This is a genomic window from Sneathiella glossodoripedis JCM 23214 (assembly GCF_000616095.1).
Lineage (GTDB): Bacteria > Pseudomonadota > Alphaproteobacteria > Sneathiellales > Sneathiellaceae > Sneathiella > Sneathiella glossodoripedis.
The window spans coordinates 197,942-209,720 of record NZ_BAMS01000001.1 but is presented as its reverse complement, the minus strand read 5'-3'; the positions used below and the strand labels follow the sequence as shown (position 1 = coordinate 209,720).

The window sequence follows — 11,779 nt, the reverse complement described above, 5'->3', positions numbered from 1 at the left end:
GCGTCCTGTTGAGCGGTTTTACTTCTCTTTTTCCATTGGTGGGTTTTCAATATCTGTACAGACGACAAGAATACGTGCGTCCTTTGCTCCGGTGGATGCGTATAAATGACCTCTGGAGCTGTCAAAATATAGACTATCACCAGCGTCCAGTTTGACATCCTCATGCCCCTGCAAATGCACGGTGATGGACCCCTCCAGTACGAGCAGGAATTCCTGCCCCGGATGGCTTACAAATTCGTCAAAATCCAGAACATTATGTGCTTTGAGAGTGCCCATCATGGGGGTCATCGCTTTGTGCCAGATGTCTGGGAAGAGCATCTCGTAAACATAATTTTTTGTTTCCTGTCGCTGGAACTCACCTTTTCGAGCTATTGCAAAGCTACCCGGTTCATAGATTTTACCATGTTCCGAAAAGAACGTGGCCATGTCTACACCAAGCCCATTGGCCAATAAGGCAAGGCGATCATAAGTCAGTGACATGACGCCGCGTTCCACCTTGGAGATTGTGGAAATGGCGAGACCCGATTTTTCCGCGACCTGGGATAACGTCCAGCCTCGCTCATTGCGAAGTTGTCTGAGCCGCCGGCCAAATTCTATTCGTTGTATATCTGTCTGAGGTTGAATGGTCATGGGAGCAAGTATAAGGCTTCAACATAAATCATGTCACTTATTTTCCTATTGGAAAAAATACTTTTCCTATCGGAAAATCAATGTTAGGCTTAATAAAAAGCTAAACAAGGAGACAGGGCGTGCAAGCTTCAGTATGCGACATCATTGTAATTGGCGCTGGAATTGCCGGCGCGTCTGTCGCAGCAGAACTGGCAGAGACTTCTTCTGTTGTTCTGCTGGAGCGCGAAACTCAGCCGGGTTACCATACAACAGGTCGTTCCGCAGCGCTTTACTCGTGCATTTATGGGCCGCCTGTTATCAGGGGCCTGTCCCGGGCGTCAGGCGCATTCTTTGAAAATCCAAACTCTGAATTTGTGAGTTCAGAATTGTTAAAGCCAAGAGGGCTTTATTTCGTTGCGCGTAGCGATCAGGCAGAAGCGGTAGAAGCGACCCTCGACGAGTTGGGAGCAGGGGTGCAGGAAATTGCGTTATCGAGCGCGCGATTAAGGCTTCCTTTGCTACGCAATGAATATGTTGATCGGGTTTTGTTTGAAGAGGGGTCTGCAGATATTGATGTGGATGCGCTTCATCAGCATTATTTGAAACTGTTCAGGCACAGAGGTGGTTCGCTGTCCAATTCGACCGAGGTTGTTGAAATCAACAAGATTTCACGCGGCTGGGAAGTCGTAACTACAAACGGGAAATATCAGGCGGAAACCATCGTTAATGCTGCGGGGGCCTGGGGTGACGAAATTGCCAGACTGGCATCTGTTGCGCCTGTGGGGCTTGTACCCAAACGCCGAACCGCCTTGCTGGTCTCTCCTCCGGAGGGGTGTGAGGTGGATCATTGGCCGATGGTTGTTGATATAGATGAAAAATTTTATATGAAACCGGATGCCGGAAAATTATTGATTTCGCCGGCCGATGAAACGCCTTCTGCTCCATGTGATGCCCAGCCAGAAGATCTGGATGTGGCGATTTGTGTGGATAGAATTGAGAAAGCGTTTGATCTTCCAATTAGGAGAATTGACCACAAATGGGCGGGGCTTCGAAGCTTTGTCGCAGATAAATGCCCGGTGGCCGGTTTTGAGCCGGGAGTGGACGGATTTTTCTGGCTGGTTGGTCAAGGCGGATATGGAATTCAATCCGCCCCAGCGCTGGCCCGGGCTGCTTCATCGCTGATATTGGGTAGGGCATTGCCTCAGGATATTCAGGATGAAGGGGTCACTGAAAAGGATTTGAGCCGGGAACGTGAGGGGCTTGCAGCATGACTTACCTGATCCCGCTCATCGCTATCCTGTTTTTGGGATCAGGTCTGGCAATCGCCTATGTCATTGGGGGTAGTGCAGTGCTGGCCTTTTGGGGGACTGGCAACGAGCGGTATCTGGCGATCCTGCCGCAGCAGATTTTTTCGAAAATCGATGTATTTGCCTTGATGTCCATGCCGTTATTCATATTGGCGGGGGAGTTTATGAACCGCGGCGGCGTAACAACGGCCCTGATTAACCTCTCGATGGCTATTGTGGGGCGTATACGTGGTGGCTTGGGGCATGTAAATATTCTAACCAGTGTATTTTTCGCAGGCATTTCCGGTTCAGCCGTTGCGGACGCTGCGGCATTGTCCAATACACTTGTGCCAGCCATGCGTGAGCGGGGCTACAGTAATGTGTATGCCAGCGCAGTTACCGCAGCATCTTCTATTATTGGGCCGATTGTACCACCGTCCATCATTCTCATTTTTTATGGTGCATTGATGGGCACATCTGTGACAGCCCTGTTTCTGGCTGGTATTATTCCAGGGTTAATTCTTGCGGCCGCATTGATACTGGTTAATGCGTTCTTTGCAATTCGGGATGAACATCCCCGACTTGAACGCGCAGATACACCAAAATTTTTACCAACTGTTCTGACATCGTTGCCTGCGCTTTCTCTTCCGATCATCATTCTTGGTGGGATTGTGCTTGGATGGACAACGCCAACCGAGGCTGCAGCAATTGCTGTTTTTGCCGCGCTTGCTGCCGGCTGGTTTTACGCAGGTCTTGATAAATCAGGAATTGTTGAGGCGTTGCGCCGAACTGCAATGCTGTCCGGTTCAATATTTATTATCATTTGTGCCGTGTCTGCCCTTGGGTATTTAGGGGCACTAGAACGTATACCGGAAGCTATATCGGATTTAGTAGCAGCGCTGGGATTGGGGCCAGCAGGCTATATGATTGTTCTCAATATCATATTTCTTGTGGCAGGCATGGTGCTGGATATCCCAGTTGCACTAGCTCTACTTGTGCCTTTGCTGGCGCCGGTTGCGCTGGCTAACGGGGCGGATCCTGTCCATTTGGGTATCGTGTTGTGTTTTAATCTGTGTATTGGACTTGTCTCCCCTCCGCTTGGTGGGTGTTTGCTGGTCGTTTCAACGGTGACAGGGGTGAATTATTGGAAACTGGCGCGCTCAGTATTGCCTTTTGTGCTGGTTCAAATCGCAGTTCTTTTTTTGCTGATAGAGATCCCCTCTATTAGCCTGTTTTTGCCAAGAGCCTTCGGACTCGTGACGGGAGGGTAGCCGTAGGTTTCGTGTAACCAATTAATATGGAGACTAAAATGAAAACAAAAAAAATATTGGGTGGAGTCATACTGGCGGCTTTGGCTGTTTTCTCGGGGCCCACGGCTGCAGAAGTTAAAATTGCACTAGACAGCCCTCAAAATCTGGAAGCTTCAGGGAGTTATGTCTGGGCACATACATTCAGCACTTACCTAAATGATAATGGTATTGAGGCCGAAGAGTATCAACGTGGATCACTGGGAGGTGACGACGAGTTATTTGATCAGATTAGTCAGGGCCTTTTGGAAGTTTCCATGTCACCGCTGAATATTGTCGGATCATTGGATAGTCTGGTGTATGGACTACGTCTTCCCTACTTTTTCAAAGACATGGCTGAAGTCGACCGCGCCTTATATGAAGGCGGTATGCTTGCCAAAATCAACGAAAAGACAACACCGGCTGGTGTGCGAGTACTGGCGGTTAATTCTGTTGGGCAGGCATCCGGAATTTTTAACACCAAACGTCCGGTCCGTTCTGTAAAAGATATGGATGGTCTTCGGATGCGGGCATTGGATGAAAGCCAGATCGAGTTATATAAGGCGTGGGGCGCCGCTGGTACGATCGTGAGTTGGGCGGAAGTTCCCAATGCGTTGCAAACCGGCGTTGCGGATGGATATTTGAACCCAGCCTTTGTTCCCCTACTTTTTGGCCATACTGATTTCATCAAGCATTTTACGGATGCTGCCATTTCGCCTTCCCTGAGGATCACTATTGTTTCTGAAATGTGGTATCAGGGTCTCAATGAAGACGACCGCGCAGTTGTTGATGCAGCGGCAGTTGCGGCTAATAACGCAAACAGGGAATGGCTGAAAAAGCAGGATGCTGTTCTTAAAAAGCTGGAAGCAGCGGGCGTTGCCATTGAAACGTTGGATCAAGCCGCCCGGGCAGAATTCAGGGCCGCATCTGCACCAGCTTATAACAGTGGGCTTATCAGTAAAGAGCAGATCGCCCTTTGGGAAAAAGCGAAGGGTAACTGAGCAAATGCGAGCGCTTGCACTTGGGCTTGATAGAGTTTCAATGACCTTGAACAGGGTTGCGCTGTGGGGAGCTGTACTGGCTGTGCTGGTGATGGTCTTTGCAGCTTCCTGGCAGGTGTTTGCGCGATATCTGCTCGATGCGCCTCCCATTTGGACTGAAGAATTGGCGCGTCGGGCAATGGTTTGGGCGGGCATGCTTGGTGCCTCGGCTGCGTTCCGGTTAAAAGCAGATCCAACGCTTTTTCCCGCCATGCAAAATGTGAAAGGAACTTTCGGTACGGTCCTTTCAATCATCAGAGGAGTCGGAGTACTGTTATTTGCGGCGCCTGTGATCTGGTATTCCTTATTTGGCGCGAATAATAGCATTGCATATGGCTTTCTGGCCCGTAGTCTGGGGCGTCAGGCCGAATTAATCCCGTTTTCCATGATCTGGTTCACGTCAGCGGTTCCAGTGGCTTTCGCATTAATTGTTCTGCATGTGTTTGCAGGAATTTTGATGCAAATATCAGGACTTAATCAGACTGAAAACCTTGCGACAGAGGACAACTAGAATATGAAAGTATTTATCGCCGGGCTCAGTACGGAGACTAATTCATTTTCTCCACTCCCGACGGGCCTGAAGAGTTTCGAAGAGGGCAAAATTCACCGCGGTACGGCCACAGCGGATCCAATTGAATTCTGGACCTCGCCATTGCATATCTGGAAAAAGAATAGTCTGGCAAATAATTGGGATGTGGTTGAAAGCCTTTCGGCGCATGCCCAACCGGCGGGACTGACCATTCGTTCCGTTTACGAAACATTTAGAGACGAAATTCTTGAAGATCTGCGGAATGCGGGCTCTGTCGATATTATTCTTCTATCGTTACATGGGGCAATGATTGCAGATGGTTACGATGACTGCGAAGGGGATTTGATTAACAGATGTCGCGAGTTATGTCCGAATGCCGTCATTGGAGGATTACTTGATCCGCATTGTCATCTGACAGAATTGATGATGCAGGCCGCAGATTTGTTGATGCCATATAAAGAATATCCTCATGTCGATATCCCAGAGCGTGCAGAGGACCTGTTTCGATTAGCGAAAGAGACTGCACTGGGGAACATTACTCCTGTGATGCGAGACTTCGACTGCCGAATGATTTTGGCACTACCTACACCGTCGGGACCGATGCGGGAGTTTGTCGATAGTATGATTGCGCGTGAGGGAAAGGATGGCATTCTTTCTCTGTCTATCGCACATGGTTTCCCATGGGGTGATCATGAAAGAACGGGTACAAGGGCTCTAGCATCTGTGATGGAAATGCAGACCAGGCACAGAAAATTGCTACTGAATTGGGAACGCAGCTGTATGAAATGCGGCACCAATTGTTGGCCGAAAACATAACTATAGACCAGGCATTGGATTTGGCTGAGGCGGAGGTTGCAGGCCCGGTTGTGCTCGCAGATATGTCAGATAATGCGGGTGGAGGGGCGCCATCAGATTCTACATTTTTGCTGGAAGCGATTCTGGGCCGGGGGATGACATCGGTTGCGATTGGCGTTTTCTGGGATCCCGGGACAGTCAGAATTTGTCAGGAGGCCGGGGTCGGTGCGAAATTGGCGGTTCGTTTGGGTGGAAAATGCGGCCCTATGTCCGGCAAGCCATTGGACCTTATGGTTACAGTCCGCGCCTGCATGTTAAATGCGCAGCAGATGTTTGGAACATTGCCAACCCCAATGGGTGAAGCGGTTTGGTTGGAATGTGAGGGGGTTGATATTGTGGTAAACACCGTCCGCACCCAGACTTTTCATCCACAAGCCTTCGAACAGCTGGGTATAAACCTGTCCGAGCGCAAATATATATGTGTTAAGTCATCAAACCATTATCAGGCAGGATTTAATCCCATTGCTAAAAAGGTAATACCGATTGCGACTCCCGGCGCCATTACACCGGATTTTGCAAATATTCCCTATCAAAACAGACAGCCTGATTACTGGCCAAAAGTGGAGGACCCGTTCGCGTGAGCAATTGTTTGATTGAGGCCAGAGATCTGTTCTCGCAGAAAAATCCTGAACGCCGGATTTTGTTAAATGGGCGCGATTGGGGGCTGACCGATATAGGGGAGGGACCTGTTGTTTTACTCATACCCGGAACGCTTGGGCGGGGTGATATCTTCTGGCAGCAAATGGAAGCCCTTTCAAATCGCTATCGCGTTCTTGCGGTGAGTTACCCGTCTTCAGGAGGCATTGAAGATTGGGCTAGTGATCTGGCAAGTTTGTTTGAAAGGCTTTCCATAGATCAGGCCAGCGTGCTTGGATCTTCATTAGGCGGATATCTGGCGCAATATTTTGCAGGTAATTTCCCGGACAAGGTAAATGTCTTGCTGGCGGCAAATACACTGCATTCTGTTATTGGCATGGATCAGCGCCTACCTTACTCGCTCGATTTGCAAAATATTGCCATTGAAGAGATCCGTGCGGGGTTTTCCTCTGCACTAGGGGGATGGGAAAAAGAGCATCCTGATCAGTCCGACCTTGTAGCGTTATTGCTTGCCGAAGCAGGAGGGCGAATTCTGGAAGCGGAAATGAGAGCACGTTTATCAGCGCTCAAATTTGGGCCAGAGCTTGGGCCTTCTTATTCAAAAGTTGTAACAATTGAAGCGGATGACGATCCGCTTATTCCACTGGAAATGCGCGAAGCTGTCCGTATGAGAAATAGTCCACGTCTTGCTTTTCAATTTGGTTGGGGTGGACATTTCCCGTATGTGGTCCGACCTGATGAGTATACCAAACTTCTTGAGGAGGTTTTGCAGATAGAAGCAGATGACTTTGAAAAAGGAAGTACAGAGGTGCGTCGTCTATGAAAATCCTGAGTAACGAAGACGTCGCGACACTTCTTCCGATGGCGACCGCAATAGACGTCGTCGAAAAAGTCATGAAAAATGTCTCCAAAGGGAGCGAGACATTACCTTTGCGCACAGCGATCCCAGTCGGCGGGAGTAACAAGATGGGGGTTATGCCAGGTGCAATTAGCGACCCCGCATGCTTTGGTGTAAAGCTGGTTAGCCTTTTTCCGAATAATCCGGAAAAAGGATTATCTTCACATCGCGGCGCAATCGTACTTTTTGAAGCAGAAACAGGCGGCGCGATTGCCATGATGGATGCCGGCCTTCTGACGGCTATTAGAACCGCTGCGGCGAGTGGGGTGGCAACTCGACTGCTCGCCAATAAAGACGCCAGCTCATTGCTTATTGTCGGGAATGGTGAGCAGGCTGAATTTCATCTGGATTCCATGGTCTGCGCTCGACCTATTGAAAAAGTTACAGTTGTAGGAAGATCGACTGAAAAAGTGACCGCTTTTGTCGATAGAGCATCTACGAAATACCCCGAACTGCAATTTACCTCGGATATTGAAGTGCAGCCTCATACCGCGAATGCGGATGTGATTTGTACGGTTACAGCCTCGGCAGAACCTGTTTTGAAAGGGGACTGGATTTCACCTTCAACTCATTTGAATGTGGTTGGCTCATCCATTCCAACTATGCGGGAAATTGATGATGCTGCTGTTCTGAAATCTTCGATCTGGGTAGACTACTGGCCGTCTGCAGAGGCGCAGGCTGGTGAGATTGTAGACATGATGGGAGCGGGAAAGTTAGATCGTAATTTTATTCGTGGTGAAATAGGCGCGGCCTTGAGTGGTGAAGCTTCAGGCAGGTCAGATATCTCTGAGATCACCCTGTATCGCTCATTGGGTATCGCTGCGCAAGATCTAGCTGCTGCACATTATGTGCTAACTCAGGCGGTACAGAAAGGAATGGGGCAAGACGTGGCGTTCTAACGCGCTCCGTTATAGAATTGCAGCAATTGAAGCAGCGCATTCAACTAACAATTCTTTTTTGTTCTCAAGTATCTCCTTGTCAGAAAATCTTGGGTTGGGGCCCACAATTCCCAGCGCACCAATTAGTGTGCCGCTCTCATGTTGAACGGGCACTCCCAATGAAGTGACCCCCTCTTCAAACTCATCCTGAACGAGGCAGTATCCAAGTGAAGCTGATTCTTTCAGGCTTTCAATTATATCTTCTTTATCGGTGAGGGTGCAGGGGGTGTAGGCACGTGGGCTAATTGATTTTAGAAGTTCCTGTTGCTTGTTTTGTTCAACAAAGCTGAGCAAAGTCCGTCCAATCGCTGTCGCGTGAAGAGGTAGGCGTGATCCAACAGTAAAACCCATTGTGATCATGGCGGGATCACCTGGAGAATGAGCGACATAAACCGCCTCATCACCATCCAGCATGGCAAAAGAGATACTTTCTCTTATTATTCGTGAGTAGTTGGTCAGGATCGGTGTTGCGTATTTTCCTATTTCGCGACTTTGTAAAAAACCGCCAGCCAAACGAAGAATGCGAGGGGTAAGGCGATAAAGGCGATTTCGGCACTCCACATAATTCATCATTTCCAGTGTCAGAAGAAGTCTGCGAACTACAGTTCTGTTCAGTTTCGTCTTTTTTGCAATGTCGGAAATTGTCATTTCGCGGTTTGTCGCATCAAAAACCGCCAAGACCTGCAGGCCTTTCATGAAGGTAAGGGAGATTTCTTTGTCTGAAAGAGTTTCACTCATGCGGACATTCACTTCACTCAGGTTTTGTGGAACTTGACTAATAGCCCAAGTTTTAGGAGTATAACAAAAATTTGTCCGATTATATATCATATGTTCGATAATCGGACAATAAAAATAAGTAACAAATTTCAGGGCTCGTGCTTCTGAAATTCAGGCTAGATGAGGTAAGCGGTATCATGATGAAAGTTGATAAAAATCGGGAACTTACACAGGTTGGACCGGACACTCCGGGCGGAAAGCTTTTACGCCAATACTGGATGCCAGCAGCATTAAGCGAAGAATTGGAGCGCGATCGCCCCGTTGTTCCGGTGAACTTGCTGGGCGAGAAGCTTGCGTTGCATCGAAATAGAGATGGCAAACTCGTGCTAACGGAGCGTCATTGTCCGCACAGAGGGGCGGATTTATGTTTTGGCCGGGTGAAGAAGGAGGGATCAGATGTCCCTTTCATGGTTGGAAATTTGATGAAACAGGACAATGTGTTGAACAGCCAGCAGAGCCCTCAAACCTGAAAATGTATGAGCGGATTAAAATTAAATCCTATCCTACTTTCGAGAGAAATGGGCTAATTTTTGCCTACCTTGGGGAAGGTGAGCCGCCGGCTGTTCCAGATCTGGATTGTTTTGTAGCTCCGGAAAGCCATGTCTTTTCTTTCAAAGGTCTTTGGGAGTGTAACTGGCTTCAGGCTTTGGAGGTGGGCATCGATCCAGCTCATGCTTCTTTTTTGCATCGATTTTTACAGGACGAAGACCCCAAAGATAGTTACGGCAAGCAATTTCGTGATACCGCAGCCAATACAGATATTCCGATGACCCAGTTATTGCGTGAATTTCCTGCGCCGGAAATTCATGTGGAGGATACGGATTTTGGCATGCGTCTGATCGCGCTGCGGGATCTTGGCAACGGTAATAGCCATGTAAGGGTTACAAACCAAGTGTTTCCTTGCGCAATCACGATACCGATGTCTAATGAAATGACAATTACCCAGTGGCATGTCCCCATCGACGATGAAAACTGTTACTGGGTTTCCATGTTCACGAGTTTTGGCGCACCGGTCGATAAGGAAAAGATGCGCGATCAGCGTATGGAAGAGCATACACTACCGGATTATGCGCCCATTAAAAACAAGCGTAACAACTATGGTTATAATAGGCAGGAACAAGAAACTCTGACCTATACGGGAATGGGTATGGATATTAATGTTCATGATCAATGGGCTTGCGAGTCCATGGGTGCCATTCAGGATAGAACAAAAGAGAATCTGGGAACGACCGACAAAGCCATTGCGATGCATCGCCGCAAACTCTCCAAAGCAATGGCTGTCGTAGTCTCTGAGGAGGATGTCTCTTCACTTCCACTTCAAATAGGAAAAGAGCAAGCGAGAGAAATTAGGGGTCCTGTGTCAATTGATGTCATCGCACCGACGAAAGACTGGCAAGGAGTTTGGAGAGAAAAGGATGCAGATCGGCGAAATGCCTGTGAATGGAATGCATCCCTTTGATAGGTTTATCAGGGAAGTCTGGTAAGGGAAATGGATATGAAATCTTCAATTGGCGATGATGTGACAACAGGATTCGCTTCACAGCACGGGCTTTGGAGTGAAACGCAATTTCAGACAGCGCAGAAGATACTCGCCGAAGCTGAGGCTCAAAATCTTGAGGTGGTTCGGCTGTCTTTTGTGGACCAGCATGGAATTTTGAGGGGAAAAACGATAACGAAGTCCGCTCTTCAGTCCGCCTTAAAAAGCGGTATCACGATGACGTCTTCCATGCTGTTAAAGGACACGTCACACAAAACCGTTTTCCCATTGTGGCAGGAGGATTCAGGCTTTGGCGCTGGAAACCTGACTGGCGCCAGTGATATCCTGATGCTACCGGACCCTGACACTTTTCGTGTTTTACCATGGTCGCCACATTCAGGTTGGATTTTGTGCGACTTGTACTTTCCGGATGGAAGAGCGGTACCTTTTTCAACGCGCGATATTCTCAAGCAGAGTGTTGCAAAGCTGAGCGCACGAGGTTACCGCTTCATTGCTGGGTTGGAGGTTGAGTTTCATGTTTTTCGGCTGACAGATCAACCGATGGGATATGAGGATGCCGGGCAACCAGGTACACCGCCCAATGTAAAGCTATTGTCGCATGGATATCAATATCTGACCGAAGACAGGTATGATCAGATAGAAGATGTGTTTGACCTTATACGCCGAAATGCAGAGCAGATAGGGTTGCCCGTAAGGTCTCTGGAAGTTGAGTTCGGTCCAAGTCAATGTGAAGTTACCTTTGATCCAGCGGAAGCATTAGAGCAAGCCGATAACATGGTTCTGTTCAGGTCTCTGGTAAAGCAGGTCTGCCGAAGGGCCGGCTATCATGCCACCTTCATGTGCCGCCCTCGTTTTGAACAATCAATGGCAAGTGGTTGGCACTTGCATCAATCCCTTGTGGATGCTGAAAGTGGTGAAAACCTGTTTATGCCACAGACAGAGCAACCAATTTCAAATTTGGGTTTACAATGGATTGCGGGACTTCTTGCGCATGCAAAGGAAAGCTGTCTGTTTTCTACACCCACCATTAACGGGTACAAAAGATATCGTCCTTTTGCGCTGGCGCCAGATCGGATTCAATGGGGACAAGATAATCGCGGCGCATGATCCGTTGCCTTGCAGGGCCTGGAAACACAGCCAGTCGTATTGAGAACCGGGTAGGAGAGCCTGCTGCAAATCCATATCTATATTTGGCATCCCAAATTTTGAGTGGTCTGGATGGAATAGAACAGGAAATGGTCGCGCCCGCACCTGTTCAAACCCCCTATGATAGTACAGCTCAAACCTTGCCGGTAAGTATGATTGATGCGTTACTTGCTCTAAAAGAAAGTGAATTTTACCGCCAACAGCTCGGTGATGGTTTTATTGACTATATGGCTGTTTTAAAAGAAGCTGAATGGAACAGGTATTTAACAACTGTTTCTGAATGGGAAGAGCGGGAATATTTCTCACTTTTTTAGATTAAG

Annotated in this window: 10 protein-coding genes and 2 pseudogenes; 10 read left to right on the top strand and 2 right to left on the bottom strand. The window is 48.4% G+C overall.

Features of this window, described 5'->3' with window-relative positions:
• Positions 1 to 18: 18 nt before the first annotated feature.
• Positions 19 to 630, bottom strand: coding sequence for a helix-turn-helix domain-containing protein (locus JCM23214_RS01030; protein WP_025897049.1), 612 nt, complete (start codon positions 628 to 630; stop codon positions 19 to 21).
• A 119-nt stretch (positions 631 to 749) separates the two neighbouring features.
• On the opposite strand from JCM23214_RS01030, the gene JCM23214_RS01025 reads away from it, so the two are divergent.
• The 8 genes from JCM23214_RS01025 to JCM23214_RS00995 are packed head-to-tail and all read left to right on the top strand — an operon-like array spanning position 750 to position 7,999.
• The gene (locus JCM23214_RS01025; RefSeq protein ID WP_025897048.1) at positions 750 to 1,880 is read left to right on the top strand and encodes an NAD(P)/FAD-dependent oxidoreductase; all 1,131 of its coding nucleotides are present in this window, start codon (positions 750 to 752) and stop codon (positions 1,878 to 1,880) included.
• Positions 1,877 to 3,166, top strand: a complete 1,290-nt coding sequence (locus JCM23214_RS01020; protein ID WP_025897047.1) for a TRAP transporter large permease — start codon at positions 1,877 to 1,879, stop codon at positions 3,164 to 3,166. The genes JCM23214_RS01025 and JCM23214_RS01020 overlap by 4 nt, the downstream gene beginning before the upstream one ends.
• A 38-nt stretch (positions 3,167 to 3,204) precedes the next feature.
• Positions 3,205 to 4,182, top strand: coding sequence for a TRAP transporter substrate-binding protein (locus JCM23214_RS01015; protein ID WP_025897046.1), 978 nt, complete (start codon positions 3,205 to 3,207; stop codon positions 4,180 to 4,182).
• 4 nt (positions 4,183 to 4,186) lie between these two features.
• Complete coding sequence (locus JCM23214_RS01010; RefSeq protein ID WP_025897045.1) at positions 4,187 to 4,732, top strand: TRAP transporter small permease; 546 nt, start codon at positions 4,187 to 4,189, stop codon at positions 4,730 to 4,732.
• Positions 4,733 to 4,735: 3 nt separating this feature from the next.
• A complete protein-coding gene (locus JCM23214_RS23620) occupies positions 4,736 to 5,566 on the top strand; it encodes a M81 family metallopeptidase (RefSeq protein WP_199899183.1) in 831 nt (276 codons plus the stop codon).
• A 20-nt stretch (positions 5,567 to 5,586) separates the two neighbouring features.
• Complete coding sequence (locus tag JCM23214_RS23615) at positions 5,587 to 6,186, top strand: MlrC C-terminal domain-containing protein (RefSeq protein WP_199899182.1); 600 nt, start codon at positions 5,587 to 5,589, stop codon at positions 6,184 to 6,186.
• On the top strand, positions 6,183 to 7,025 hold the full coding sequence (locus tag JCM23214_RS01000; protein ID WP_025897044.1) for an alpha/beta fold hydrolase: 843 nt from the start codon (positions 6,183 to 6,185) through the stop codon (positions 7,023 to 7,025). The genes JCM23214_RS23615 and JCM23214_RS01000 overlap by 4 nt, the downstream gene beginning before the upstream one ends.
• Entirely contained in the window at positions 7,022 to 7,999 is a 978-nt protein-coding gene (locus JCM23214_RS00995; RefSeq protein ID WP_025897043.1) for an ornithine cyclodeaminase family protein, read from the top strand. Before JCM23214_RS01000 ends, JCM23214_RS00995 begins: the two co-directional genes overlap by 4 nt.
• 9 nt (positions 8,000 to 8,008) lie before the next feature.
• On the opposite strand, the gene JCM23214_RS00990 is transcribed toward JCM23214_RS00995, so the two are convergent.
• On the bottom strand, positions 8,009 to 8,776 hold the full coding sequence (locus JCM23214_RS00990) for an IclR family transcriptional regulator (protein ID WP_025897042.1): 768 nt from the start codon (positions 8,774 to 8,776) through the stop codon (positions 8,009 to 8,011).
• Between the two features lie 176 nt (positions 8,777 to 8,952).
• Here JCM23214_RS00990 and JCM23214_RS18465 point away from each other — a divergent pair.
• Together JCM23214_RS18465 and JCM23214_RS18460 are read left to right on the top strand one after the other, a co-directional pair.
• Positions 8,953 to 10,274 (top strand): annotated as a pseudogene (locus tag JCM23214_RS18465) (Rieske 2Fe-2S domain-containing protein).
• A 36-nt stretch (positions 10,275 to 10,310) separates the two neighbouring features.
• Positions 10,311 to 11,773 (top strand): annotated as a pseudogene (locus JCM23214_RS18460) (glutamine synthetase family protein).
• The last annotated feature ends 6 nt before the right edge of the window (positions 11,774 to 11,779 follow it).